The sequence below is a fragment of the Rhodococcus sp. 105337 genome, from assembly GCF_012844225.1.
Taxonomy (GTDB): Bacteria; Actinomycetota; Actinomycetes; order Mycobacteriales; family Mycobacteriaceae; genus Rhodococcus.
Map to the genome: position 1 here is coordinate 13,234 of NZ_JABAGQ010000018.1, position 25,062 is coordinate 38,295.

At 66.5% G+C, this 25,062-nt stretch carries 26 protein-coding genes; 13 read left to right on the forward strand and 13 right to left on the reverse strand.

All coding sequences use genetic code 11. From position 1 onward, the window contains the following. Positions 1–40: 40 nt before the first annotated feature. Complete coding sequence (locus HF886_RS20470; RefSeq protein WP_169653328.1) at positions 41–856, reverse strand: SDR family oxidoreductase; 816 nt, start codon at positions 854–856, stop codon at positions 41–43. After that, on the reverse strand, positions 853–2,061 hold the full coding sequence (locus HF886_RS20475; protein WP_169623084.1) for an acyl-CoA dehydrogenase family protein: 1,209 nt from the start codon (positions 2,059–2,061) through the stop codon (positions 853–855). Before HF886_RS20475 ends, HF886_RS20470 begins: the two co-directional genes overlap by 4 nt. Before the next feature lie 44 nt (positions 2,062–2,105). On the opposite strand from HF886_RS20475, the gene HF886_RS20480 reads away from it, so the two are divergent. The 7 genes from HF886_RS20480 to HF886_RS20510 all read left to right on the forward strand — a co-directional run bounded on the left by HF886_RS20480 (position 2,106) and on the right by HF886_RS20510 (position 9,522). Beyond that, entirely contained in the window at positions 2,106–3,653 is a 1,548-nt protein-coding gene (locus HF886_RS20480) for a FadD3 family acyl-CoA ligase (RefSeq protein WP_169623083.1), read from the forward strand. Beyond that, on the forward strand, positions 3,650–4,519 hold the full coding sequence (locus HF886_RS20485; protein ID WP_169623082.1) for an enoyl-CoA hydratase: 870 nt from the start codon (positions 3,650–3,652) through the stop codon (positions 4,517–4,519). Before HF886_RS20480 ends, HF886_RS20485 begins: the two co-directional genes overlap by 4 nt. After that, positions 4,519–5,679, forward strand: coding sequence for an acyl-CoA dehydrogenase family protein (locus HF886_RS20490; RefSeq protein ID WP_169623081.1), 1,161 nt, complete (start codon positions 4,519–4,521; stop codon positions 5,677–5,679). Before HF886_RS20485 ends, HF886_RS20490 begins: the two co-directional genes overlap by 1 nt. Further along, positions 5,676–6,653 carry an acyl-CoA dehydrogenase family protein gene (locus tag HF886_RS20495; RefSeq protein WP_169623080.1) on the forward strand — a complete coding sequence of 326 codons (978 nt, stop codon included), beginning with the start codon at positions 5,676–5,678 and terminating at the stop codon, positions 6,651–6,653. The genes HF886_RS20490 and HF886_RS20495 overlap by 4 nt, the downstream gene beginning before the upstream one ends. Continuing rightward, the gene (locus HF886_RS20500) at positions 6,650–7,699 is read left to right on the forward strand and encodes an acyl-CoA dehydrogenase family protein (RefSeq protein WP_169653329.1); all 1,050 of its coding nucleotides are present in this window, start codon (positions 6,650–6,652) and stop codon (positions 7,697–7,699) included. The genes HF886_RS20495 and HF886_RS20500 overlap by 4 nt, the downstream gene beginning before the upstream one ends. A 137-nt stretch (positions 7,700–7,836) precedes the next feature. Beyond that, positions 7,837–8,712, forward strand: coding sequence for an aldo/keto reductase (locus HF886_RS20505; RefSeq protein WP_169623078.1), 876 nt, complete (start codon positions 7,837–7,839; stop codon positions 8,710–8,712). Between the two features lie 66 nt (positions 8,713–8,778). Further along, positions 8,779–9,522: an acetoacetate decarboxylase family protein gene (locus HF886_RS20510; protein ID WP_169653340.1), complete on the forward strand. Its 744-nt coding sequence runs from the start codon at positions 8,779–8,781 to the stop codon at positions 9,520–9,522. Positions 9,523–9,600: 78 nt separating this feature from the next. Here HF886_RS20510 and HF886_RS20515 read toward each other — a convergent pair whose 3' ends face one another. From HF886_RS20515 to HF886_RS20525, 3 genes are read right to left on the reverse strand one after another with little or no spacing between them, the layout of a single operon-like run. Then, on the reverse strand, positions 9,601–10,293 hold the full coding sequence (locus HF886_RS20515; RefSeq protein WP_169623077.1) for a GntR family transcriptional regulator: 693 nt from the start codon (positions 10,291–10,293) through the stop codon (positions 9,601–9,603). After that, positions 10,280–11,023: a maleate cis-trans isomerase gene (locus HF886_RS20520; protein ID WP_169623076.1), complete on the reverse strand. Its 744-nt coding sequence runs from the start codon at positions 11,021–11,023 to the stop codon at positions 10,280–10,282. The genes HF886_RS20515 and HF886_RS20520 overlap by 14 nt, the downstream gene beginning before the upstream one ends. Continuing rightward, complete coding sequence (locus HF886_RS20525; RefSeq protein ID WP_169623075.1) at positions 11,023–11,763, reverse strand: Asp/Glu/hydantoin racemase; 741 nt, start codon at positions 11,761–11,763, stop codon at positions 11,023–11,025. Before HF886_RS20525 ends, HF886_RS20520 begins: the two co-directional genes overlap by 1 nt. An 85-nt stretch (positions 11,764–11,848) precedes the next feature. On the opposite strand from HF886_RS20525, the gene HF886_RS20530 reads away from it, so the two are divergent. After that, positions 11,849–12,823: a D-2-hydroxyacid dehydrogenase gene (locus HF886_RS20530; RefSeq protein WP_169623096.1), complete on the forward strand. Its 975-nt coding sequence runs from the start codon at positions 11,849–11,851 to the stop codon at positions 12,821–12,823. Positions 12,824–12,876: 53 nt separating this feature from the next. After that, positions 12,877–14,247 carry an amidase gene (locus HF886_RS20535; protein WP_169623074.1) on the forward strand — a complete coding sequence of 457 codons (1,371 nt, stop codon included), beginning with the start codon at positions 12,877–12,879 and terminating at the stop codon, positions 14,245–14,247. A 7-nt stretch (positions 14,248–14,254) separates the two neighbouring features. Here the strand turns inward: HF886_RS20535 and HF886_RS20540 are convergent, their stop codons facing one another. Further along, entirely contained in the window at positions 14,255–15,172 is a 918-nt protein-coding gene (locus HF886_RS20540) for an NADP-dependent oxidoreductase (protein ID WP_169653330.1), read from the reverse strand. A gap of 119 nt (positions 15,173–15,291) precedes the next feature. On the opposite strand from HF886_RS20540, the gene HF886_RS20545 reads away from it, so the two are divergent. Continuing rightward, a complete protein-coding gene (locus HF886_RS20545) occupies positions 15,292–15,729 on the forward strand; it encodes a helix-turn-helix domain-containing protein (protein WP_169623072.1) in 438 nt (145 codons plus the stop codon). Between the two features lie 17 nt (positions 15,730–15,746). On the opposite strand, the gene HF886_RS20550 is transcribed toward HF886_RS20545, so the two are convergent. Next, the gene (locus HF886_RS20550) at positions 15,747–16,241 is read right to left on the reverse strand and encodes a DUF3830 family protein (RefSeq protein WP_169623071.1); all 495 of its coding nucleotides are present in this window, start codon (positions 16,239–16,241) and stop codon (positions 15,747–15,749) included. Positions 16,242–16,267: 26 nt separating this feature from the next. Continuing rightward, positions 16,268–17,509: an aminotransferase class III-fold pyridoxal phosphate-dependent enzyme gene (locus HF886_RS20555; protein ID WP_169653331.1), complete on the reverse strand. Its 1,242-nt coding sequence runs from the start codon at positions 17,507–17,509 to the stop codon at positions 16,268–16,270. A gap of 261 nt (positions 17,510–17,770) precedes the next feature. Between HF886_RS20555 and HF886_RS20560 the strand changes: the two genes are divergently transcribed. Further along, positions 17,771–18,778 (forward strand): PRC-barrel domain-containing protein, encoded by a 1,008-nt coding sequence (locus HF886_RS20560; protein WP_169653332.1) that lies wholly within the window; start codon positions 17,771–17,773, stop codon positions 18,776–18,778. An 84-nt stretch (positions 18,779–18,862) separates the two neighbouring features. Here HF886_RS20560 and hsaB read toward each other — a convergent pair whose 3' ends face one another. The 4 genes from hsaB to hsaA are packed head-to-tail and all read right to left on the reverse strand — an operon-like array spanning position 18,863 to position 22,405. Continuing rightward, a complete protein-coding gene (gene hsaB / locus HF886_RS20565; protein ID WP_169623069.1) occupies positions 18,863–19,447 on the reverse strand; it encodes a 3-hydroxy-9,10-secoandrosta-1,3,5(10)-triene-9,17-dione monooxygenase reductase subunit in 585 nt (194 codons plus the stop codon). Then, positions 19,444–20,346, reverse strand: coding sequence for an iron-dependent extradiol dioxygenase HsaC (hsaC, locus tag HF886_RS20570; protein ID WP_169653333.1), 903 nt, complete (start codon positions 20,344–20,346; stop codon positions 19,444–19,446). The genes hsaB and hsaC overlap by 4 nt, the downstream gene beginning before the upstream one ends. Next, on the reverse strand, positions 20,343–21,221 hold the full coding sequence (gene hsaD, locus HF886_RS20575; RefSeq protein WP_169653334.1) for a 4,5:9,10-diseco-3-hydroxy-5,9,17-trioxoandrosta-1(10),2-diene-4-oate hydrolase: 879 nt from the start codon (positions 21,219–21,221) through the stop codon (positions 20,343–20,345). Before hsaD ends, hsaC begins: the two co-directional genes overlap by 4 nt. 8 nt (positions 21,222–21,229) lie before the next feature. After that, a complete protein-coding gene (gene hsaA, locus HF886_RS20580) occupies positions 21,230–22,405 on the reverse strand; it encodes a 3-hydroxy-9,10-secoandrosta-1,3,5(10)-triene-9,17-dione monooxygenase oxygenase subunit (protein ID WP_169653335.1) in 1,176 nt (391 codons plus the stop codon). Between the two features lie 191 nt (positions 22,406–22,596). Between hsaA and HF886_RS20585 the strand changes: the two genes are divergently transcribed. Continuing rightward, complete coding sequence (locus HF886_RS20585) at positions 22,597–23,745, forward strand: Rieske 2Fe-2S domain-containing protein (protein WP_169653336.1); 1,149 nt, start codon at positions 22,597–22,599, stop codon at positions 23,743–23,745. A gap of 2 nt (positions 23,746–23,747) precedes the next feature. After that, positions 23,748–24,104, forward strand: coding sequence for a hypothetical protein (locus HF886_RS20590; protein WP_169653337.1), 357 nt, complete (start codon positions 23,748–23,750; stop codon positions 24,102–24,104). A 6-nt stretch (positions 24,105–24,110) separates the two neighbouring features. Here HF886_RS20590 and HF886_RS20595 read toward each other — a convergent pair whose 3' ends face one another. After that, complete coding sequence (locus tag HF886_RS20595; RefSeq protein ID WP_169653338.1) at positions 24,111–24,836, reverse strand: dienelactone hydrolase family protein; 726 nt, start codon at positions 24,834–24,836, stop codon at positions 24,111–24,113. Positions 24,837–25,062: the final 226 nt, after the last annotated feature.

Here is a 25,062-nt window from a genome sequence, read left to right on the forward strand (position 1 = left end):
CGCGCGCGGTCCCGGTTGCGGGGAGCCGCGCGCGGGCGCATCAGGCGCGCTGCGAGGAGACGGAGACGACCTCGCCGGTCAGGTATGTGGTGTAGTCGCTCGCGAGCATCGCGATGGTGGCTGCGACTTCCCACACCTCCGCGGCCCGGCCGAAGGCTTCGCCCGCGGCAAGCTGGTCGAGCAGTTCCTCGCTGGTGACCTTCGCGAGGAAGGCGTGCCGGGCGATGGACGGGGCGACCGCGTTGATCCGCACTCCGTACTCCGCGGCCTCGATCGCCGAGCATCGGGTGAGCGCCATGACGCCGGCCTTCGCCGCGGCGTAATGCGCCTGCGAGTGCTGGGCACGCCAGCCGAGCACCGACGCGTTGTTGACGAGCACGCCGCCGTGATCGACCGAGCGGAAGTAGCGCAGCGCCGCGCGGGTCGCGCGGAAGGTGCTGGTGAGGGTGATGTCGAGGACGCGGTCCCACTGGTCGTCGGTCATGTCTACGATCGGGGTTTCCCCGCCGAGACCCGCGTTGTTGATGAGCACGTCGATGCGGCCGAGTTGTTCGGCGGCACCGGAGATCAGGGCATCGACCTGTTCGGTGGACGAGACGTCGCACACGATCGACGCGACCTGCTGCTCGGGAAACTCCGCCGCGAGCTTGTCGGCGGCCTCACCGAGACGACGCTCGTGGAAGTCGGAGACCAGCACGTCGGCGCCCTCGAGCAGTGCGCGCCGCGCCGAGGAGAACCCGATTCCGGTTCCCGCGGCGGCGGTGACGACGACCTTCTTCCCCGTCAGCAGACCGTGGCCCGGTGTTTCGACGGGCGCGGTGGCCAGGGGTGAAATGGCGCTGGGCGAAGTGGTCACGGACGTGCCTCCCGGGGAAGGCCGAGCACGCGCTCGGCGATGATGTTGCGCTGGATCTCGTTGGATCCGCCGTAGATGGTGTCGGCGCGGGTGAACAGGAACAGTCGCTGCCACTCCGCGAGTTCGAGGTGTTCGGGGTCCGTGAGGACGGACGGCGTGCCGGCGTGGTCGTGGTCGGGACCCACCAGCGAGGCCGCACCTTCCACGTCCATCGCCAGTGCGCCCAGGTCGCGGTGCCAGTTGGCCCAGAACAGCTTCGCGACGGATGCCTGTCCCGGATCTGCGTCGTCCAGGGTACGCACCGCGTGCGCCCGCATCACCCGTAGTCCGATGCGGGCACGGGCGATCTTCTCGCGGACGGCAGGATCGTCGAGCGCGCCGTTCGCCGCGGCGACATCGGTGATGGTCCGGAGTTCGCGCGCGAACCCGATCTGCTGGCCGAGGGTCGAGACACCACGCTCGAAGGTCAGCAGGCCCATGGCGACCTTCCAGCCGTCGCCGGGTGTGCCCACCACGAGGTCTGCGTCGGTCACGGCGTCGTCGAAGAAGACTTCGTTGAATTCGGACGTGCCGGTGAGTTGCTGAATGGGACGCACCGTCACGCCGGGCTGGTCGAGCGGTACGAGCAGGAAGCTCAGGCCGTGGTGCCGGGACGATCCCGGTTCGGTGCGGGCGACGACGAAAGCCCACTGCGCGACGTGCGCGAGGGAAGTCCACACCTTCTGCCCGTTGATGACCCACTTGTCGCCGTCGAGACGGGCGGTGGTGGAGACGTTCGCCAAATCGGAGCCGGCGCCGGGTTCGGAATAACCCTGCGCCCACAACTCGGTGACGTTGCGGATTCCGGGAAGGAAGCGCTGCTTCTGTTCCTCGGTTCCGAATGCGATGAGGGTGGGGCCTAGCAGCTCCTCGCCGAGGTGGTTGACGCGCGCGGGGGCGTCGGCTTTCGCGTATTCCTCGTGGAAGATGACGCGCTGTTCCATCGTCGCGCCCCGCCCGCCGTATTCGGTGGGCCAGCCGATGCAGGTCCAGCCCGACGCCGCGAGGTGGCGATCCCACGCGAGTCGTTGTTCGAAGAATTCGTGTTCGCTACCGGGTCCGCCTTTGCCTCTGAGCCCGGCGAACTCGCCGGTCAGATTCTCTTCGAGCCACTGTCGTACGGTGGCCGCGAACTCCGCATTGTCCAGGCTCTCGCTCTCGTGCACGTCTGTACGATAACCTACCAAGCAATTGCTAGGTAGGGAGCTACGTGAACACAACACCCGGAACCACGCCGGCCGCCCTCATCCGTGCCGTCGGCGACCACGCGAACGGACTCGCCGTCGTCGACGGCGATACCCGTCTGACCTTCTCTGAATTGCACGACCGTGTACGGGACTTCGCTGCCGCACTCGTGGCCCGCGGATTCCGGCCCGGTGACCGCGCCGCCATCTGGTCCCCCAACACTTTCCACTGGGAGATCGCCGCTTTGGGCGTGCACTGGGCGGGCGGAGTCGTCGTCCCCGTCAACACCCGCTACACGGGCAGCGAAGCCGCCGACATCGTCGAGCGAGTGCACGCCGCAGCCCTCGTCGTGGCCGGGGAATTCCTCGGCAGCGACCGTTTCACCCAGTTGCGCAACGCTGCACCCGAACTCGTCCTTCCGACCGTCGTGCGGGTCCCGCTGGGCGGGAACGACGCTCCCCGCGACGACGTATTCGAGTGGGACGACTTCCTGGCAACCGCGACCGAGGATCTGCGCACCGAGGCCGACGCTCGCGCGAACGCCGTGCAACCCGACGATGTGGCCGACATCCTTTTCACTTCCGGCACCACCGGCCGCAGTAAAGGCGTACTGAGCGCGCATCGCCAGACCATCGGTGTCGCCGACGCCTGGGGTGACTGCGCCGAACTGTCTCCCGACGACAACTATCTGATCATCAACCCGTTCTTCCACAGCTTCGGCTACAAGGCCGGCTTCATGGCGGCACTGCTCGAGGGTGCGACGGTGATCCCCATGGCGGTGTTCGACACCGAGAAGGTCATGGAGATCGTGTCACGGGAGAACATCAGCGTGCTTCCCGGAGCACCCACGATCTACCAGTCGATTCTCGATCACCCCCGGCGCGACGAGTACGACATGTCGACGCTCCGCATCGCCATCACGGGAGCCGCGCCGGTGCCCGTCTCCCTGGTCGAGCGGATGCAGCGGGAACTGAGCTTCGACGCGGTACTCACCGCGTACGGGCAGACCGAAGCCGTGGTCGCCACGATGTGCCGGGTCGACGACGATCCGGTGACCGTGTCCACCTCCTCGGGCCGCGCCACCGCCGGCTTCGAGGTACGCATCGGTGAGAAGGACGAGATCCTGCTCCGCGGACCCAACGTGATGCTCGGATACCTCGACGATCCCGAGGCGACCGCCGCCACCATCGACCCGGACGGCTGGCTGCACACGGGCGATGTCGGCGTGCTCGACGAGCGCGGTTACCTCGACATCACCGACCGGCTCAAGGACATGTACATCAGCGGCGGGTTCAACGTGTACCCGGCCGAAGTCGAAGCCGCGTTGCTCCGTGTTCCCGGGGTACACGAGGTGGCGGTCATCGGGGTGCCCGACCCGCGCATGGGCGAGGTCGGGCGGGCGTTCGTCGTCCCACTGGACGGGCAGCAGCCCACAGAGGACGACATCATCGCGTATGCCAAAGAGAAACTCGCCAACTTCAAGGTTCCGCGGTCGGTCCGGTTCGTGGACGCACTGCCCCGAAACCCGTCCGGCAAGGTACTGAAAAACGTTCTGCGTGAGGAGAAGTCATGACCGTCCCGTTCGAACCCGACGTCGTCACCTACGAGGTGCGCGACGGCGTCGCGATCGTCACTCTCAACCGTCCCGACTACCGCAACGCGCAGAACTCGGTCATGACCTACGCCTTGGACGCCGCATTCGAGCGGGCTGTCGAAGACGACGAGGTGAAGGTGATCGTGCTGGCCGGCAACGGTAAGCACTTCTCCGCCGGCCACGATCTCGGCACCCCGGGCCGCGACCACCACGTGCACTACGACAACAAGGCCGTCATGTGGTGGGACCACGTGGACAAGGCCGGCGGCGACCAGCGTTACGCCCGCGAGATGGAGGTGTATCTCGGGATGTGCCGCCGTTGGCGTGAGATCCCGAAGCCGACCATCGCGTCGGTGCAGGGAGCGTGCATCGCCGGCGGCCTCATGCTCGCGTGGGTGTGCGATCTGATCGTCGCCTCGGAGGACGCGTTCTTCTCCGATCCCGTGGTGCGCATGGGTATCCCGGGCGTCGAGTACTTCGCGCATCCGTGGATTCTGGGAACGCGGTTCGCGAAGGAGATCCTCTACACCGGTGATCGCTTCAGCGCGCAGCGCGCCTACGAGGTGGGCATGGTCAGCCGGGTCGTTCCGCGTGAAGAACTCGAATCCGAAACCCTCTCTCTCGCCTCGCGTATCGCCGAGATGCCGCGCTTCGGCCTGGCGCTGACCAAGCGCGCCGTGAACCAGTGCGAAGACCAGATGGGGATGCGCAACGGCATGGATTCCGTCTTCGGCCTGCACCACTTCGCGCACGCGCACAACGCCGAAGTGGGCGCCGACTCGCTCGGTGGCATGAACGCCAAGTCGATGGCCGCGAGCGCGCGGCCCACCCAGGAAGGGAAGTAGTGGACCTCGAACTCGACGACGACACCCTCGCGTTCCGCGACGAGGTGCGCGCGTTCCTGAAAGAGAACGTGCCGCAGACTCCGCTGAAGTCCATGGACACCGCGGAAGGTTTCGAAGAACACCGCCGGTGGGAGCAGCAACTCGCCGATGCGCGGATGTCGGTCGTGTCCTGGCCGGCCGAACTCGGTGGCCGCGATGCGAATTTGCAGCAGTGGGTCGTGTTCGAAGAGGAGTACTACCGTGCCGGTGCGCCCGGGCGCGTGAGCCAGAACGGCATCTTCCTGCTCGCCCCCACGCTTTTCGAACACGCGCACCCCGACCAGCTCGCACGGATCATGCCGCGCATGGCACGCGCCGACGACATCTGGGCCCAGGCCTGGTCCGAACCCGAGTCGGGCAGCGACCTCGCGTCGTTGCGCTCCACCGCGACTCGGGTCGACGGCGGCTGGCTGCTCAACGGCCAGAAGACCTGGAGCTCGCGTGCCTCGTACGCGGACATGGGTTTCGGTCTCTTCCGGTCCGACCCGGATGCGCAGCGACACAAGGGCATCACGTACTACATGTTCGATCTGCGGGCCGAGGGCGTCACCGTCAGGCCCATTCCCCAGCTCGACGGTGAGCCGGGGTTCGCGGAGATCTTCCTCGAGAACGTCTTCGTGCCCGACGATCCGGCGAACCCCGGCGAGTCCGGAGTGATCGGCGCGGTCAACGAGGGCTGGCGGGTTGCGATGAGCACCGCGTCCAACGAGCGCGGGCTGTCGCTGCGCTCCCCTGGCCGGTTCCTCGCGGCCACCGACCGCCTGCTGCGCAGCTACCGCGACTCCGACCTGCACGGCGATACGGCGACACGCAACCGCGTGGCCGACGCGTGGATCGGCGCACGTGCCTACGAGCTGTCCACGTGGGCAACGGTCACCCGTCTGCAGAGTGGTGGCCAGCTGGGCGCGGAATCGTCGATCAACAAGGTGTTCTGGTCCGAGTGGGACATCGCGACCCACGAGACCGCTCTCGGCCTGCAGGGACCGGACGCCGAACTCGTCGACGGCTGGACCGACGGTTACCTGTTCTCACTGTCGGGCCCGATCTACGCCGGCACCAACGAAATCCAGAAGAACGTCATCGCCGAGCGGCTGCTCGGCCTTCCGAGGGGTGACCGATGAGATTCGCACTCGACGAGTCGCACGAAGACTTCGCGTCCAGCATCGACGCCCTGCTCACCAAGTCGGATATGCCCGCGGTGATCCGGGCCTGGAACACCGGCGACACCACCGCCGGTCTCGCAGTGTGGCAGCGGCTCGCCGACACCGGCGTCAACGGGTTGCTCGTCCCCGAGGAGCACGACGGTCTCGGTGCCGACGCGGTCGACCTCGTCGTTGCCCTCGAGCAACTGGGCCGCCACGCCGTTCCCGGACCGGTCGTCGAGACCGTCGCGGTGGCGCCGGCGTTGCTCTCCGCCGTGGCACCCGAGAAACTCGCCGCGCTCGCCGGCGGGTCGCTCGCCACCGTCGCTTTCGCACCGCATGTCCCCTATGCGGTGGACACCGACGTCGCGGCCCTGGTGCTGCACGTCGCCGACGGAACCGTGTCGGTGGGCACTGCCGGACCTGCGCGCGAGTCGGTCGATCGGTCACGCCGCCTGTCCGAAGTCTCGCCGTCCGAGACGCTCGGCACGACCGATACGGCCGCGGCGTTCGACATCGGCGTACTCGCGTCGGCCGCTCAGTTGCAGGGTCTCGGCCGGACGTTGCTCGAGACGACCGTCGAATACGCGCAGCAGCGCAAGCAGTTCGGACGGGCGATCGGCTCCTTCCAGGCGATCAAGCACCACCTCGCCGAGGTGGCCGTGGGTCTGGAGATGGCCCGCCCTCTCCTGCACGGCGCCGCACTCGCGATGCGCGACGGGCTTCCGACCGCGTCGCGCGACGTCTCGGCCGCCAAGGTGGCCTGCGGGGACGCCGCGTACCGGGCCGCTCGCACCGCACTGCAAGTGCACGGCGCGATCGGCTACACCCAGGAATACGACCTGTCGTTGTGGATCACCAAGGTCCGTGCCCTCGTCACCGCCTGGGGCACGCCGGACGCACACCGGGCGCGGATCGTCGACGCGCTGGAGAAGGCCGAGGTGGCGTCGTGACGTTCGAATCCGAAGACCGCGCTGCACTGCGCGAGTCGGTGCGGATGCTGCTCGCCAAGCACTCCGACTCCGCCGCGGTGCGCAAAGCGATCGCCTCGCCCGACGGGTACGACGCCGACCTGTGGACACGGCTCGTCGAGCAGGTGGGCGTGGCCGCGCTTGCGATCCCGGAAGAATACGACGGTGTCGGCGCGTCTCTCGCCGAAACCCACGTGGTCCTCGAAGAACTCGGCCGCACGCTCGCACCCACGCCGTTCCTCGGCTCCGCGGTTCTCGCCGCGCAGGCGCTGCTGCTGTCCGGTGACGCCGACGCCGCAGGGCGGCTGTTGCCCGGAATCGCCGCCGGCGAGATCGTGGCCGTGTGCTGGGCGTCGAAATCCGGCTGGGACACCCCCGGTGTCGTCGCCGACGGTGACGTCCTGACGGGCACCGCTCACTATGTGCTCGGTGGAGACGTGGCATCGGCACTGCTCGTGCTGGCCACCGACGGCGACACGACCGCGTTGTTCGAGGTGGACCCCGCCGCGGAGGGGGTGACGCGCCGCCGGGTACCCACAATGGATCCCACCCGCAGTCTGGCGGAGGTCTCGTTCTCCGGGGTCACCGGTACCCGTGTGCCGTGTCCTTCCGACCTCGTCGAGCGATTGCGGTCGGTCGCGGTGATCGCGGTGTCGGCCGAGCAGGTCGGGGCGGCGCAGGCAGCGCTCGATCTCACCGTCGAGTACACCAAGAACCGCAAGCAGTTCGGCCGGGTGATCGGGTCGTTCCAGGCACTCAAGCACCGCATGGCCGACATGTACGCGCTCGTCGAGACCGCGCGGTCGATGTCGTATGCCGCTGCACTGTCGCAGGACCCGCAGGACGCGTACGCCGCCAAGGTCTACTGTTCGGAGGCCTTCGAGCAGGTCGCGTCGGAAACGATCCAGTTGCACGGCGGCATCGCCATCACGTGGGAGCACGACGCGCAGTTGTACTTCAAGCGTGCCCACGGCACCGCCCAGTTGTTCGGTCCACCACGCGCGTACCTGCAGGCGATCGCGGGCTGACCGGGAATTCGTCTTTCGTCCGTGCCGTTTCTCCATGTCTGGACCGCGCCACCTCGTAGCCCTGCACCAGGGCTCGGGGTGGCGCACCCGGCATGCACGGATGATTGAGCCGGAGCCGCAGTGGTTAGCCTTGAGGGATGACGACTCCCGACATCACGCTGAATTCCGGAACCACGATCCCGCAGCTCGGCCTGGGAGTGTGGCAGGCCGACAACGAGGAAACCGAGAGCGCAGTCCGATTCGCGCTCGACGAGGCCGGATACCGGCACATCGACACGGCAGCCGCGTACGGCAACGAAGAAGGCGTCGGTCGGGGTCTCGCCTCGTCGTCCGTCCCGCGTGAGGACATCTTCCTCACGACGAAGCTCTGGAATTCCGACCAGGGCTACGACCGGGCGCTGGCAGCGTTCGACGAGAGCCTCACCCGTCTGGGCACCGACTACGTGGATCTGTACCTCATCCACTGGCCCCTGCAGGACAACGACCGGCTGCTGCGCACCTGGGAGGCGCTCGAGAAGATCGCCGAATCCGGTAAGGCGAAAGCAATCGGTGTGTGCAACTTCGAGCCGCATCATCTCCAGTTGCTCGTCGACCGCGGCGGCATGCTTCCCGCGGTCGATCAGGTGGAACTCCACCCGCATCTCCCCCAGCACGAAATCCGCACCTTCGCATCCGAGCACGACATCGCCGTCGAATCGTGGAGCCCTCTCGGCGGCACCAGCAACGCCGGCTGGGGCCCGCTCTCGAAGCCGAACACCCTTCTCACCGACCCGATCATCACGCGGATCGCGGACCGGCACAGCGTGTCGCCGGCACAGGTGCTCATCCGCTGGCACCTGCAGAACGGACTCATCGTGATCCCGAAGTCGGTCCACAACGATCGCATCGCCCAGAACATCGACGTGTTCGATTTCGAACTCGACGACCTCGATCTGAGCGAGATCGCGACGCTCGACGACGGTGTCCGGGTCGGGATGCATCCGGACGAGATGAACATGGGTGCCCCTGCCTGATCCCTTCCCTTCCGGGAGTAGAACGTGTTCTCATTGCTGCACGCGTTCCACGTCGGAGAGGCAGCGATGAGCGACACGACCACCCATTCGATCCTGGGAACTCCGGTCGAGATGCCGGTACAGGTCCGGACCGCGACCGCATTCATGGGCGTGTTCTCGGTTCCTGCGGCACGTGCGCAAGCCCTGATCGCCCCCACGGGCCTCGATATCCTCCGGTACCGGCCGGGTCGAGGACTGTGCACGCTGGTGTTCGTCGACTACGTCGACGGTGATCTCGGGCCGTACAACGAGTTCGGAGTCTGCTTTCTCGTCCGCGATCACGAGCGAGCCGGTGGGGGCGTGGTGCAGGACGTACGGCAGTTGGTGACCGGCGGTGCCGGCGCGCTGATCCATCGTCTGCCCGTGGACGGAGAGTTCACGCTCGCGGCCGGTCGCGGCATATGGGGTTTCCCGAAGACCTTGGCCGACTTCGACGCCGATCACCGGGGCAACATCAAGCGAGGTTCGGTGAGCGCCGACGGAGCGCTCATCGCGAAGCTGACCGTCGCGCCCGGGATCGGGCTTCCCGGCAAGGGGATCGCCGCCTCTCTCGCCGCCTACTCCCACCTCGACGGGACGACGCGACGCACCACCTGGTCGATGAATCCCAGTGGGGTGCGCACCCGGCCGGGAGGGGCCACACTCGAACTCGGATCGCATCCCATCGCGGACGAACTGCGGTCGCTCGGCCTGCCTCGTCGCGCGCTCGTCACCTCGTCCATTCCGGATCTGAAGATGACGTTCGGGGACGCCACCCGGGTGACTTCGTAGACCCCCGCCCTTCCGGGACCCCGCCCTTCCGGGACCCCGCCCTTCCGGGACCCCCGCCTTTCTGGAACCGCTGCCTTCCTAGAGCACGACTCCGTCCCCGGCGCCCTGGAGTCCGCGGAGACGGCGCACGGCGTCGTCGAGGTGCTCGTCGAGCATGCGGTGCACATGGTCGGCCGGCGCGGACCGGATGGCGGTGCGCAACACGACGTGCTCGTCGACCTGCTCGCCGAGGACGGGATAGGTGGTCTGCAGCGCACCCAGGCACATGCGGGTCTCGACCAGAAGGGTGCGCGCCGCCCGGATGAGCCGCGGGCTCGACGAACTCGCCACCAGAATTTCGTGGAAGCGCTGATCGCCGTCGGACACACCGGCCGGGTCGTCGCGCTCGGCGGCAGCGCGCATCGCGTCGACCGCGGGGCCGAGATCGTGCCACGCCTGCTCCCGGCGGCCTTCGAGGATCAGGTCGAGGGCGCCACCCTCGATGACCCGGCGGCTGCGGTAGATGTCGACGACGTCGTCGAAAGTCAGTTCCGTGACGAAGATTCCGCGATTCCGGATGCTGTAGAGCAGCCCCTCCGAGAGCAAGCGCTGCATCGCTTCGCGAAGCGGTCCGCGCGACACCGCGAAATGCGTCGCGAGTTCGGCTTCCCCCAATTGGGTGCCCGGTGCAAGTGCGCCCTTGACGATGGCGGACCGAAGCTGTTCCGCGATGAGTTCCGCTGTCGACGGTCGCGCGACAGGCCGGAGATCGTCGAGATCACCGAGCGCCATGATCGATACCTTCCTCGAACAAAGTGCCCAGTTCCGGGCGTATCACTGTACATCCGGCCAGTCGCAAGCCCTGCCACAGCGTCACCTGATTTGCGGTGAGAACCGGTTTCCCGACGTGCTTTTCGAGTTCTCGGAGAATGCGCAGGGTGTGCATCGCGGTATCGGGGACGAGGATCGCGTCGGCATCCGGATGGTCACCGGCCGCAGCGAGGTCCAGCACGTCGTCCGCGGAGAGCGTGCCCACCTCGGCGGCCGTGTCGATCCCCGCGACACCGAACGACACCACGTCGCTCCCTGTTGCGGTGAGAAACTCGACGAACAGTGCGCCGACATCGCGGGGATAGCTCGCGGCCACCGCGACGCGCGTCGAACCCAGAGCGGTCAATGCGTCGACGAACGCGAAGCTCGTACTCGATGCGGGCACGCCCCCGGCCGCGACAGACAGGTCGTCGACTTGCGTGCGCGCGCCCTCCAGCCCGTATACGAAACTGCCCGATGTGCACGCCCACATCACCGAATCCGGGTTTTCCGGTGCCAAGAGGGCTGCACCGGCCGCGAGTTTCCGCGGACCGCCCAGGTCGAGCAGCTCGGGTACCGCGTGCAGATCGGTGCCGTAGATATGCGCGACGGGCAAAGCGGCGCCTACGAGTTCCGCGGCGAACACGAAGTCGTCTTCTGCGGCATGGCCGGGATAGATGATCCCCACCTTCGAGGAACGGTCCTGCTGCATCAGAAAACTCCTCTCAGCCATTTCCCCGGTCCGGTCATCGGCAATCTCATCCGACCGAGACATGCCCAGATGGTGAGCTGGTTCGCTGTGAGCACGGGCTTGCCGAGTTCTTGCTCGAGCGGGGCGATGAGGTCATAGGTGGGCAGATTGGTGCAGCTGACGAAGATCGCTTCGGAATCGGGACTGTCCGCGGCGATGATTCGCTCGGCGATGGTGCGGTAGTTGACTTTCCAGATGCCGCCGCCGAGTCCCAGGTGGGTCGACCGGACCACCTCGGTCCCGGCTTCGGCGAGAAAGCTGTGCAGGAGTTTGGTCAGTTGCTCGTCGTACGGGGTGATCACCGAGATCCGCGTGAGCTCGAGGTCGTGCAGTGCTTCGAGTAGCGCCCCGGACGTGGTGACCGCGCAGGCGGCGCCGGCCTCGCAGATGGCGTCACACAAGGTCTTCTCGTAGCCGATACCTTTGATGAAGCTGCCGGAGGTGCACAGATAGGCGACCACTTCCGGTTCCACGTGCAGCACGTCGCGGGTAGCGGTGACGAGGTGTCTTCGCTCCGAAACCAATTCGGCCATCTCCAGACTGACCGGGACCGGTTCGTAGGGTGTCCGCGCCAGGTGCAGACTCACCTCGAGCGGTGCCCAGCGCCATAGTTCGCGCTCGAGAGCGAGATCGAAAGGCGCGATGATGCCCACTCCGCGCTGTGCCAGAGGCCCCTCGAATTCGGGGATGTCCAGTTCCATGCAGTCCCCCGAACGACGTCCATTCCGGCAATCCCCCGGCAGGTAGATTGTTGACAATCATACGATGCGCTCATACGGTGTCAACGTGAACGCGAACCCGGTCGTGGCAGTGCTTCATGCCGAAGCCCTGCCCTCCGCGGTGCGGATGGCTCCGGTCGCCGAGCATGCGACCCTTCGCTACACGAAGCGCGAAGGACTGGCAGGCGCTCTCGACGGCGCCGATGTCCTGTTCGTCTACGATTTCCAGTCCGACGCGCTCCCCGACGCGTGGTACGCGGCGAACGCACTCTCCTGGGTTCATGCGGCCTCGGCCGGTGTCGATCCGCTGATGTTTCCCGAGTTGGTCGACAGCGATGTCACGGTCACCAACTCACGCGGAATCTTCGACGTTCCGATCGCGGAATACGTTCTGGCTCAAATACTGTCGTTCACCAAAGACATCCCGGAATCGCTGCGCCTGCAACGAGACCACACCTGGAGACACCGCGACTCCGAGCGCATCGCCGGCCGCAGCGTCCTGGTTGTGGGCACCGGGCCGATCGGGCGGGCCATCGCGCGACTCCTCACCGCCGTGGGAATGAACGTCAGCGGGTCGGGCCGCCGCAGCAGGACCGGCGACCCGGACTTCGGCACCGTCACCGCAACCGAGGATCTTCCGTCGGCGCTGGCCGCAGCCGACTTCGTCGTACTCGCAGCCCCTCTCACCGACAGCACCCACGGACTGTTCGATGCCGAATTGTTCGGGTCCGTGAAGCGCGGTGCACGGCTGGTCAACGTCGGTCGCGGTGAACTCGTGCGCACCGACGACCTCGTCGACGCACTCCGCTCGGGCGTGCTCGCGGGCGCCGCGCTCGATGTCGTCGATCCCGAACCGCTACCGCGCGACCACCCCCTGTGGGATCTTCCCGGTGTAGTCGTCACCCCGCACAACGCGGGTGACTTCGTCGGGTGGCAGGACACGCTCGTCGACGCATTCGCCGACAATTTCCGCCGCTGGAGAGCAGGATTGCCACTCGAGAATGTCGTGGACAAGCGACTCGGTTACGTGCCGAGTTCGTGAGGGCCGGTGTGCCCGGGCAGAACCCGGCACACCACCCGGACAAGGAGAACACGATGAACCCGACCGACATGACCGCCGTCGAACTCGTCACCTCGTTCTCCTCCGGTGAGCTGTCGCCGGTCGAAGCCGCGCGGGCGGTGTTCGACGAGATCGCCGCACGCGACGGTGAGATCAACGCCTATTGCCTCGTCGACGAAGAGAAGGCCCTCGCTCAGGCGCGGCGTTCCGAGGAGCGCTGGCGCACCGGATATTCCAAGGGTCTCCTGGACGGTGTGCCGATCTCGATCAAAGATGTGTTCCTCACCGCGGGATGGCCGACGTTGCGGGGTTCCCAAGCCGTCGACGAACATCAGCCGTGGCACGTGGACAGCCCGGTGACCGCGAGGCTGCGTGAGGACGGCATGGTGTTCGTCGGCAAGACCACGACGCCCGAAATCGCCTGGAAGGCCGTCACCGATTCCGCGTTGTACGGGATCACCCGCAATCCGGCAGATACGACGAAGACCGCGGGTGGATCGTCGGGCGGGAGCGCCGCGGCGGTCGCAGCCGGATTCGGCCCGTGCTCCGTCGGCACCGACGGCGGCGGGAGCATTCGGATTCCCGCCGCGTTCTGCGGAGTCGTGGGATTCAAACCCACCCACGGACGGATCCCGCTGTTTCCGGCGAGCCCGTTCGGCCCACTCGCCCACGCCGGACCGATCACCCGGACGGTCGAGGACGCGGCGCTGCTCACCGACATCCTGTCGCTTCCCGATCACCGCGATCCCACGGCGCTCGCGCCCCCGATCATGACCTTCAGGGGCGCGCTCCAGCGGGAGGTACTGGGCATGGGCGTCGCGTATTCGAAGACCCTCGGATATGTGACGGTCGATCCGGAAGTCGGTGAGATCGTCGACGCGGCGGTGCGAACACTCGACGAGGCCGGACTCCCGGTGACCGAGGCCGATCCCGGTTTCGGCGACCCCCTCGAGGCCTTCGAGATCATGTGGGCCGCGGGCGCGGCCGCAATGCTGGCGTCCTTCCCCGAAGGCACCCGGAACAAGGTCGACCCGGGCCTGGGCGCCGTCTGGGAGCGCGGCGAGCACCTGCGCGCCGTGGACTATCTCGATGCGCGGGCGGTCGCAGCGAGCCTCGGAATCGCGATGGGCCACTTCCACCAGACGCACAACATGCTCCTCACCCCCACGGTGCCGATCACCGCGTTCGACGCGGGTCACGACGTTCCGCCGGGATCCTCGGCAAGCAGTTGGCCGCAATGGACGCCGTTCAGCTACCCCTTCAACCTCACCCAGCAACCGGCGATCAGCATTCCGGTCGGCACGACGGCCGCCGGCCTGCCGGTGGGCCTGCAGATCGTCGGACCGCGCCACTCCGACGACCTGCTGCTGGCGGTCGCCCGATTCGCCGAATACGCGCTGAGCTAGTGCGACGTCACGGCGCGAGCACGTAACGGCCGCGCACCCCGCCCGCAGCGACCGCGCGGTGGGCATCGGAGGCCGAATCGAGCGGCACGACGGAATGCACCCGCGCCGGCAGCCCACCCGACGCGGCGCGCACGAGCAGATCACTCAGCCTGGCACCGTCGGGGCGCGTTTCCACGGCCGATACCGAGATTCCGCGCTCGGTGGCCGGAACCGCGTTCGGCTTGACGCCGACGAATCTCCCCCCGTCACGGACCACCTCGAGCGCCCGTTCCTGCAGTGACGCAGCGTCGGCGACCGCGTCCCAGCCCGGCTCTGCGTGCGAAGCGAACCGGACACCCAGGCTCCGCACGAACTCCTCGTCCTCGAGCCGAGCAAGACCTGTTACCTCCCATCCCCGTTCGGGCGCGAGTGCGAGAAGATAGCCGCCCACCGCGCCCGCTGCCCCGGTCACGAGGAGTCGGTGCCCGTCCGCGGGTGCGTCACCGAGCAGGTCGAGCATCTGCACGGCCGCCAACCCGTTGACCGGCACTGTCGATGCCGTGATCAGATCCATTCCGTCCGGGACGACGGCCAGACCCGCGACCGGTACGACGACTTGTTCGGCATACGTGCCGTAGTCGCGATCGAAGCCGCCCACCATGCCGGCGACACGGGTGCCGATCTCCAGGTCCACCCCGGGGCCGGCATCGAGCACCGTGCCGGCGAACTCCCACCCCAGCCCTGTGTATTCGGGCTGGTCGATCAGGCCGATCGTGTGGAAGAACCCGTCCGCGACCCCGAGATCGACCGGGTTGACGGGCGCGCCGGCGATCCCGACGCGAACCTGCCCGGGTCCCGGTCGCACGACGGGAACGTCGATGATCTCGATCGAGCCGGGCCCGTTCGGAGTGCGCACCACGGCGGTGCGGAAAGTCGATGTGTTCATCGGTTGCTCCTCGGCACTTGTATCGAATGACCCTCCGCTTCATCATGGGTAGGTAGCTCTCCAACGGGAAGTACGCACTTCGAAGTGCGTAAGGCACCCGCCGGTAGGAAGGAGCACTCATGCCGACCATGACTGCGGCCCAGAAGCGAGCGCACGTACAGGCGGAGTACGACGCATTCCTGGCGGAGTGCCCCAGCCGTCAGCTGCTCGCGCGTATCTCGGACAAGTGGGTGGCGTTGATTCTCGCCGCGCTCGGGAGTGACGGGCCCTCCCGCCCCGGCAACGATCGCAGCGGTGAACCACGAGCGATGCGCTACTCGGAACTGTCCCGCAGGCTCGCGGGGGTCAGCCAGAAGATGCTCACGCAGACACTGCGCTCGCTCGAGCGCGACGGCCTGGTGACGCGCACCGTCACCCCGACCGTGCCGGTCACGGTCACATACGAACTCACCGAACTCGGGCTGTCGCTCCACCAGGTGATACGCGGGATCAAGGCGTGGGCCGAGGCACACATGGACGAGGTGCTCGCGCACCGCGAACGGTACGACGCGGAGTGACGAGTGACGGGGACCGATCAGTCGCGGGCGAACGTCAGCGTCTCCCCCGCTGCGCCCTCCATCCACAGGTCGTTGCACGCCACCGCGAGGTCGGTCAGGCCCTCCTCGATGGTCGCGAACACGTTGCCCGGCACCCACCCCACATCGCCGTTGAGGAGCAGGTTGTTCCGCCCGTAGAAGAGCGCCAGATCGGTAGCCCCCTGCGCCGCATGCGCTTCCGATCCCGGCTCGTATCCGTATGCGGAGTTCCCGATCTCCCACGGTTCGAAATCGAACAGGCACACGTCTCCGGGGATCGGGGTCACCGTCGGGTTCTCCCGATGCGGAGCACCCGTGATGCGGGGAACGAGGGTGTACACCTCGTTGCGCGCGTACTTGGCATGGAATGCGGATCCGTTCTGCGGCAGAGCGTTCCATACCGCTTCGCAGGTCAGCGGTGCCTCTGTGTCCAGCAGCCGTGCGCGACAGGAGACGCCGCGCTTGTCGAGGGAAATGGTGATGAACCGGGCCACAGGATCTCCTTCGTACGCGGGACAGTTCAGATCTCGGCGAGAACCTCCGACCAGATATCGAGTGCCTCCTCGACCTGTTCTCCGGTCACGACCAGCGGAGGGATCATGCGTACCACGTTCATATAGGCGCCGCAGGTCAACAGCAACAACCCTTTTCGTGCTGCTGCGCGCTGTGCTGCTGTGGCGCCGTCGCGGTCGGGCGCACCGTCGGCATCGGTGAATTCGGATCCCACCATGAGCCCGAGCCCACGAACGTCACCGACGGCGGGTGTCGCCCGCGACTGCGCACCCGCCAGCAACTCGTCTCCACGCAGCGCCGCGTTCGTCACGAGTCCTTCCTTCCGGATCACCTCGAGTGTGGCTACCGCCGCCGCACACGACACCGCGTTGGCACCGTAGGTTCCACCCTGCGATCCCGGCCGGGCACGAGACATGAGTTCCTCGGAGGCCGCGATACCGGACAACGGAAATCCGCTCGCGAGCCCCTTTGCCATCGTGATCACATCCGGGCGCACGTCGAAGTGCTGGTGCCCGAAGAACTTTCCGGTTCGCCCGAATCCCGTCTGGATCTCGTCGAACACGAGGAGGATGCCGTACCTGTCGGCACGCTCCCGCAGGCCCTGGAAGAAGCGAACGTTGCCCGGGACATAGCCGCCCTCGCCGAGCACGGGTTCGACGAAGAATGCCGCCGTTTCGTCGGGTGCGGTGACGGTGGCGAAGAGGTAATCCAATTCTCGGAGCGCGAAATCCGTTGCCTCGTCTTCGCTCCACCCGTACCGGTAGGCGGTGGGGAACGGCGCGACATGCACGCCTCCCATCAACGGGGAGAAGCCTGCGGAGAAGCGGGTGCCCGACGTCGTCATCGACGCGGCGGCGACCGTCCGGCCGTGGAATCCGCCGTGGAAGACGACCACGTTGGGACGGCCTGTCGCCTGCCGTACGAGACGCAGCGCTGCTTCGACAGCCTCGCTGCCGGAGTTCGCAAAGAACAGTGAATCGAGACCTTCGGGTAATACCGGACCCAGTGCCTCGACCAGTTCCAGGAGCGGTCGGTGCATCACGGTCGTGTACTGGCCGTGGATCAGGGTGGCGACCTGCCGCTGCGCCGCCTCGACCACATGCGGATGACAGTGCCCGGTGCCGGTGACACCGATACCGGCGGTGAAGTCGAGGTAGCGACGCCCGTCGCTGCCGTACAGATAGCAACCCGATGCGTGGTCCACGGTGACCGGGGTGGCTTGCAGGAGAAGTGGTGACAGTCGTGCCATGAGGGCCCTCCCGGGATGCACCTACCGAATTCGGGCACTTGCTCTTGTCGGATTGTTGACAATATGCATAACATGGGCCCACGCCGAAGGCAACGGCACGCGGGGAGAACCGCACCCGAAGCGAGCCGGCCAACTCGACCGGGATCGGGTCAGGCCGACCGTCCCGTCCGCGGCAGGCGGCTTCGCCGCGCCCGGGGAGTTTCATCGGTCCGCGAGCAGGGAATGCCCTCAGCGACAACAGCGCCGACCGATGAGGCAATGATGATTACGAACAACGAACTCGATACCCTCGCTCGTGCCACCGCGTACGGTCCGGACGGCACCAAATTAGGAAAAGTAGGCGAGGTATATCTCGACAACAGAACCGGGGAGCCGGGCTGGATCACGGTGGTGACCGGACTGTTCGGTACCCGCCGTCACTTCGTCCCCGTCGACGACGCCACCCTCGACGACTCGGGTGTGCATGTGCCGTTCGGCAAGGACACGGTGACAGGCGCGCCGAATGTCGAGGAGAACGGCGAACTCACGCCCCTCGAAGAAGACGAACTGTACCGCTACTACAGCCGCCGCGCTCACGAGAGCGATTCCGCGTCCACCGACGCACATCGGAACCCGGACGCCGGGCGATCCGGTGATACGGACCGAATCGGTGACACGGACCGGATCGGTCATTCCGATCGACCGGGTGACACCGGCGGCACGGGCACGCTGCCCCCCGACGCAGCACGCGAAGGCATTGCTGGGAACTACCGCCCGTCGCACGACACCCAGCGCGACGATCCGCTGCAGCACTCGGTCCCCGGTGACACCGCCTCCACCCCGTCGTCCCCCTCGGGCACGGCACGTGGGGTCTCCGAGTCCGGAGACCGGACCACCGGGTCGCCGTCGCAGGGCTTCGGCGATCCGGGATCGTCCGGGCACTCCCACAACCCGACTCCGGGCACCCTGTCCACCCCGACCCCCGGCACGCATTCCATCCCGTCCACGGCGAACACGCACACGGGGTCGGATACGCACACGGGGTCGGATACGCACACGAGTCACCGCGCCCCCGGCAATCTCCCGGGTAACGCGACCCCGGATGCCCGTATCGGCGAGAGTTCCGACACTCACCGTACCGGCACTCCGGACGTCCGCACCGGCGGTGACCGCGACCGGAACAAGGAAGACAAGGGTCACAGCGATGAGCCGCGCAAGCCGCGCCTGGTGAAGCGCGTGGTGACCACGGAGTACTACGAAGAGGATCCGGACGGCTCCACGCAGTCCTGATACCCGCCTGACCGTCGAAACTCCAGACGAAAAAGGGCGCCGGCTCCGGGGTTCGTCCCCGGGTCCGGCGCCCTCTTCTGTGCCCTACAGCCAGGTGTCCTCCGACGCGGTGGTGAGAAACGCTTCGAGATCATCACGCCACGGGGCGGGCACCGTCTTGTCGGGTTCGATGCCGGTGTACTGACCGCGGTAGAAGAGCAACGGACGCTCGGCCTCGTCGCGTACCTCGCTGAGCGACGCGACCCGGCCGAACACCACCCAGTGGTCACCGCCGTCGTGAACGGTCTCGACGGTGCAGTCGATATGAGCGAGTGAACCGGTCAGGATCGGCGAACCCAGATCTGAAGGGCTCCAGTCGATTCCAGCGAACTTGTCGGGTTCGCGAGAGCCGAAGCGCGCACACGTCTCCTGCTGTTCCTCGGCGAGCACATTGACACAGAAGCGGCCCGACCGCTCGATCGCTCCCCACGAGCGGGATTGCTTGGTGGGACAGAACAACACGAGCGGCGGATCGAGAGACAACGCCGCGAACGACTGGCACGCGAAGCCGACGGGCTCATCGCCGTCCATGGTGGTGATGATCGTGACTCCGGTGCAGAACTGACCTAGAACGGTACGGAACGACTTGGGATCGATCGCACCGCCGGTATCACCGACCGGCACGGTCACGGCTGCATCCCCACCGAGAAATCGTGACCCCAGAGGCTCACCGCGGTGGATTCACGAGCGATCCAGCCCTCGTCCTCCACTTGCAGTCCCTCACAACCGAATTCGATGTCGAAACCGCCCGGCGTCTTCATGTAGAACGACAACATCTTGTCGTTGACATGCCGGCCGAGTGTCGCCGACATCTTGACGTTCTTGCGCAGTGCGCGATCGAGTGCGAGTCCGACGTCGTCGGAGTTCTCCACCTCGAGCATGAGGTGGACGATGCCGCTCGGGGTCGGCATCGGCATGAAGGCGAGGCTGTGGTGGCGCGGGTTGCACCCGAAGAACCGGAGCCACGCCGGATCGCCGTCCGCAGGCCGGCCCACGATCTGCGGGGGCAGGCGCATGGAGTCGCGGAGACGGAATCCGAGCACATCGCGGTAGAAGCGCAGCGATTCCTCGTCGTCGCGGGTGGAGAGCACCACGTGACCGAGGCCCTGTTCTCCGGTGACGAACCGGTGACCGTACGGGCTGACGATTCGGCGGTGTTCGAGCGCCGCACCGTGGAACACCTCGAGGGTGTTGTCCGACGGATCCTGGAAGGTGATCAGTTCGACCACACGGCGATCCGCGAGTTGTTCGGCGGTACCTTCCTTGAACGGAACGCCCGCAGCCGAGAGGTTGTCGCGAACCTCCTGGAGTTCGGCAGCATTCGCGGTCTCCCAGCCGGATACGAGGAGTTGATCGGACTCGTGGGGCTCGATGACCAGACGCGCGGGGAAATCGTCCATCCTCAGATACAGCGCGTCGGTGACCGAACCCTTACCCTCGACCATGCCGAGGACCTTGAGTCCGTACTCGCGCCACGCGCCCATATCGGTCGCACCGATGCGAAGGTATGCCAGGGATCGGATACTCATGAATTGTCTCCGTCCGTCAGAAAGTCCACGGTCAGCTTGTTGAATTCGTCGAACTTCTCGAGTTGCGCCCAGTGGCCGCAGCCGCCGAACACGTGCAGTTGCGCGCGGGGAATCATCTTCAGTGCGACCAGCGCGCCGTCGAGCGGGTTGACCCGGTCTTCCCGGCCCCAGATGAGAAGGACGCGCTGGCGCAGCCTGTAGGCGTCGCGCCACAGCATGCCCTTCTCGAACTCTCCGCTGGAGAAGGACTTGCCCATGGCTTTCGCAGCGGCCAGCGATTCCGGTGTGCTCGCGGCAGCGAATCGCTCCTCGACGAGTTCGGGTGTGATCAACGACTGGTCGAACACCATGATCCGCAGGAAGGCTTCGAGGTTCTCGCGGGTGGGCTGGTAGCCGAACTTGCCGAGGTTCTTCACGCCCTCGGTGGGATCGGGCGCGAACAGGTTGACGCTCAGGCCCCCGGGGCCCATCAGCACGAGCCTCCCGGCGCGATCGGGATAGTCGAGTGCGAACCGCACCGCCGCGCCGCCGCCGAGCGAATTGCCCAGCAGGTGCACTCGACCGGTGATGCCGAGGGTGTCGAGCAGATCGGCCAGCGCCGACGCGCTGTGCACGAAGTACTGCGGATGCTCGGTGGGCTTGTCCGAACGTCCGTAACCCGGCTGGTCGACGGCGATTACGTGGAATCGCCGCGCGAGTACCGGAATGTTCTTGGCGAAGTTCGACCACGAGGACGCGCCCGGGCCACCACCGTGCAGCAACACGATCGTGGTGTCGTGACCGACGCCCGCCTCGTGATAGTGCAGGCGCAGATCGTCGCGCACCTGCGCGAAACGGGAGGTGGACTCGTAGGTGAGCTCTTCTGTTGCAGTCACAGGCGTTCCTAGACCATCGTGTCGGTGAGCGGGAGACCGAACTCGGCGGCGCCGAACATCACGTACGCGCGCTCGGCGTCGTTGGCGGCATGCACCCGGCCGGCGTGGGCGTCGCGCCAGAAACGCTGAATCGGCGTCCCGTTGGCGAGCGCGGTGGCGCCGGAGTTCTCGAAGAGCCGGTCGATAGAGGCGATGGCCCGGCCGGTCGCGCGGACCTGGTCGCGGCGTGCCCGCAGGCGGATCTCCATCGGAACGTCTTCGCCGCGCAGGAGGCACGCGTATTCGTCCGCGACGTTGCCCGAGAGCTGACGCCACGCGGCATCGATGTCGCTCGACGCCTCGGCGATACGGATCTTCGCGAACGGGTCGTCCTTCGCCTTCTCACCCGCGTAGGCGGCGCGCACACGCTTGCCCTGGTGCTCGACGTGCGCGCCGTACGCTCCGTACGCCATGCCGACGATCGGCGCCGAAATGGTTGTGGGATGAATTGTGCCCCAAGGCATCTTGTAGACGGGGGCCGTGTTCTGCCCGAGACCGGGTGAGGCGAGTTCGTTCATCGCCCTGAAGCTCAGGAATCGATGGCGGGGCACCACGACATCCTTGACGACGATGGTGTTCGAACCCGTGCCACGCAGGCCCACCACGTTCCACACGTCGTCGATCTCGTACTCGGATCGCGGGATCAGGAAGCTGCCGAAGTCGACGGGACGCCCGTCCTTGATCACGGGACCGCCGACGACCACCCAGCTCGCATGGTCGCAGCCGGACGACCAGGCCCACGCACCGTTGACCTTGTAACCGCCGTCGACCACTTCGCCCGCGCCCATCGGGGCGTAGGACGAGGAGATCCGGACGTCGGGATCGTCGCCCCATACCTCTTCCTGCGCCTCCTGGCCGAACAACGCCAGGTGCCAGTTGTGCACGCCGATGATGCCGGAAACCCACCCGGTGGAACCGCACGCACTCGCGATGTTGCGTACCGCGGTGTAGAAGGTCACCGGGTCTGCTTCGTACCCGCCCCACTGCGCCGGTTGCAGCAACCGGAAGAAGCCGGCTTCCTGAAGTGCCTTGACCGAATCATCCGGGACGCGGCGCAGATCTTCGGCCTCCTGCGCGCGTTCGCGCAGGGTGGGCAGCAGTGCGTCGATCCGCTGCAGTACCTCGTGACTGTCGTGGTCACCCACTGGACGCTCCCGTCTGTTCAGGAATTGATCGCTTGTACCGAGACTAGAACATGTTCCTATTCGTGTCGAGGATCGGGAGATCAGCGCATACACCCCCAAACACTCAGGACCAAAGTCCCGGTTCACTTCCCCTCGAGACCAGAATTCTATAACGTGTTCTAACAGGAGATTGCGGAAGGAAGTGAGCTGACATGGCGCAGATTCGCGAGATCGACATCGGAGAAGCCCGGACACGGTTCGCTCGGGGCTGGCATTGCCTCGGGCTCAGCAGGACGTTCGCCGACGGGCGTCCTCACGCCGTCGAAGCCTTCGGCACCAAACTGGTGGTCTGGGCCGACAGCAAGGGCGAACTGAACGTGCTCGACGGCTACTGCCGCCACATGGGCGGTGACCTCACCCAGGGCGAGATCAAGGGCGACTCGGTGGCGTGCCCGTTCCACGACTGGCGCTGGGGTGGCAACGGCAAGTGCACCGAGATCCCGTATTCGCGCCGAGTTCCCCCGCTGGCACGCACCCGCGCCTGGACCACGATGGTCAAGCACGGCCAGTTGTTCGTGTGGAACGACCCCGAGGGTAATCCGCCGCCCACCGAGGTCACGATTCCCGACATCGAGCACCACGGCACGGGCGAATGGACGGACTGGACCTGGAACCAGATCCTCATCGAGGGCGCCAACTGCCGGGAGATCATCGACAACGTCGTGGATATGGCGCACTTCTACTACATCCACTTCGCGTTCCCGACCTTCTTCAAGAACGTGTTCGAAGGCCATATCGCGGAGCAGTACCTCAACACGCGCGGCCGGCCCGACAAGGGGATGTCGACGCAATACGGGCTCGAATCGACCCTCGAATCGTACGCGGCGTACTACGGGCCCTCCTACATGATCAACCCGATGACCAACAGCTACGGCGGATACAACGTCGAGTCGGTACTGATCAACTGCCACTACCCCGTAACGCACGACTCGTTCATGCTGCAGTACGGCATCATCGTGAAGAAGCCGACCGGGATGTCCGACGAGCAGTCGGACAAACTGGCGGCAAAGTTCACCGAGGGGATCGGCGAAGGTTTCCTCCAGGACGTGGAGATCTGGAAGAACAAGACCAAGATCGAGAACCCCTTGCTGTGCGACGAGGACGGCCCCGTTTACCAGCTCCGTCGCTGGTATGAGCAGTTCTATGTCGACGTCGCCGATGTCACCGAAAAGATGACGGGCCGTTTCGAATTCGAGGTCGACACCGCCAAGGCCAACGAGTCCTGGGAAAAAGAGGTCGCCGAGAATCTGGCGCGCAAGTCGGCAGAAGAGAAGTCCGGCAAGCAGGAAGCCGAGGTCTGACGATGAGTTCCTCGACCCGGCAGAGAAGATGGGCGAAGTCACCGGATTTCGCCGATCGGCCCGATCGGGTCGAGGCCATCGCCACCCAGACCGCAATCGACAAGATCAACTATCTCGATTCCGGTCAGCACGAGGTGAGATGTCGCCGGTGCGGCACGTGTGTGCTGGTGCGTAAGAACAGCTACAAACACACCAGCGTGCAGTGGCAGGAGAATCCCGACGCGGTGTGCCCCACCTTCCGCGACTCCGGCGTAGTCCCCGGTGCGTCGATCAGCCCCCGCGAAGGGTGCCCGCAGTTGCAGGCTTCCATCGATCAGGCCGTGCTCGACGGAACGATCAACGTTCCCGACGCGTCGTAGAAGGCGTCACTCTCGCGCGACGGGCACGCACTCGTCGAGCAGGGCCACGATGTCGCGCCACGCCCGGTCCGCGTGGCGCGCATGGTAACCGACGCCGGGAAGTACGACCTGCCCGTCCGTCGGGTGGTGGAAGGCATGCAACGCACCGCCGTAGACCACCAGGCGCCAGTCGACGCGCGCGTCCTGCATCTCGGCCGCGAACGCATCCCGCTGCGCCGGCGGCATGATCGGATCCTCCGATCCCACCCCGGCCCACACCGGGCACCGAATGCGCGTGGCCCCGCCGAGCCTTCCGGTGGTCAGCGCGTTGATCGTTCCGATCGCGCGCAGGTCCGCGCCGTCACGCCCCAGTTCCAGCGCGATCGCACCGCCGGTGCCGTAGCCGACCGCCGCGATCCGCTCCGGATCGGTCCGTGGCTCCGCGCGCACCACATCCAGCGCCGCCCGGCCCATGGCCAGCATCCGGCCGGGGTCCGCGAGCAAGGGTGTCAGGTACGCGAGCATCTCCGCCGGGTCGGAGAACCAGCGCCCACCGTTGTGATCGAAAGCGAAAGCGACGTAGCCGAGTTCGGCGAGGGCGTCGGCCCGCCGCCGCTGGAAGTCGTTCAGCCCGGGCCCTTCCGGTCCGATCAGGACCACAGGCCGGAGGTCGGCACCGCTCGGCAGAGCCAGGTGTCCGACCATCGTCAGGCCGTCCGCCGGATACTCGACCGTACGCGTGGCGATCGTCATGAATTCGGACTGTAGCGAGCGCCCGGCCCGATCGTGCGGTATTCAGCCCGGCAAAGATAACGGGCCCCTCGCCGTCCCCCGCCCGCATCTTGTCCTGGGGCACAACCCAACGCACACATCCCCGGCGAAAGAGTTCGCCGGGGATGTGTCGGGATATCACTTCACAGTGGCCGTTCGGAACAGTGGACGGGGCAGAACACGTCGTTCGGTCGCCGTCCCCCACCGG

Bases quoted from the DNA above. Each gene is read 5' to 3' on its own strand.
- HF886_RS20485 (WP_169623082.1), top strand. From the start codon at position 3,650: ATGACCGTCCCGTTCGAACCCGACGTCGTCACCTACGAGGTGCGCGAC.
- hsaC (WP_169653333.1), bottom strand. From the start codon at position 20,346: ATGAGTATCCGATCCCTGGCATACCTTCGCATCGGTGCGACCGATATG.
- HF886_RS20545 (WP_169623072.1), top strand. From the start codon at position 15,292: ATGCCGACCATGACTGCGGCCCAGAAGCGAGCGCACGTACAGGCGGAG.
- HF886_RS20535 (WP_169623074.1), top strand. From the start codon at position 12,877: ATGAACCCGACCGACATGACCGCCGTCGAACTCGTCACCTCGTTCTCC.
- HF886_RS20560 (WP_169653332.1), top strand. From the start codon at position 17,771: ATGATTACGAACAACGAACTCGATACCCTCGCTCGTGCCACCGCGTAC.
- HF886_RS20520 (WP_169623076.1), bottom strand. From the start codon at position 11,023: ATGCAGCAGGACCGTTCCTCGAAGGTGGGGATCATCTATCCCGGCCAT.
- HF886_RS20590 (WP_169653337.1), top strand. From the start codon at position 23,748: ATGAGTTCCTCGACCCGGCAGAGAAGATGGGCGAAGTCACCGGATTTC.
- HF886_RS20495 (WP_169623080.1), top strand. From the start codon at position 5,676: ATGAGATTCGCACTCGACGAGTCGCACGAAGACTTCGCGTCCAGCATC.
- HF886_RS20595 (WP_169653338.1), bottom strand. From the start codon at position 24,836: ATGACGATCGCCACGCGTACGGTCGAGTATCCGGCGGACGGCCTGACG.
- HF886_RS20540 (WP_169653330.1), bottom strand. From the start codon at position 15,172: ATGAACACATCGACTTTCCGCACCGCCGTGGTGCGCACTCCGAACGGG.
- HF886_RS20525 (WP_169623075.1), bottom strand. From the start codon at position 11,763: ATGGAACTGGACATCCCCGAATTCGAGGGGCCTCTGGCACAGCGCGGA.
- HF886_RS20515 (WP_169623077.1), bottom strand. From the start codon at position 10,293: ATGGCGCTCGGTGATCTCGACGATCTCCGGCCTGTCGCGCGACCGTCG.
- HF886_RS20505 (WP_169623078.1), top strand. From the start codon at position 7,837: ATGACGACTCCCGACATCACGCTGAATTCCGGAACCACGATCCCGCAG.
- HF886_RS20585 (WP_169653336.1), top strand. From the start codon at position 22,597: ATGGCGCAGATTCGCGAGATCGACATCGGAGAAGCCCGGACACGGTTC.
- HF886_RS20555 (WP_169653331.1), bottom strand. From the start codon at position 17,509: ATGGCACGACTGTCACCACTTCTCCTGCAAGCCACCCCGGTCACCGTG.
- HF886_RS20510 (WP_169653340.1), top strand. From the start codon at position 8,779: ATGAGCGACACGACCACCCATTCGATCCTGGGAACTCCGGTCGAGATG.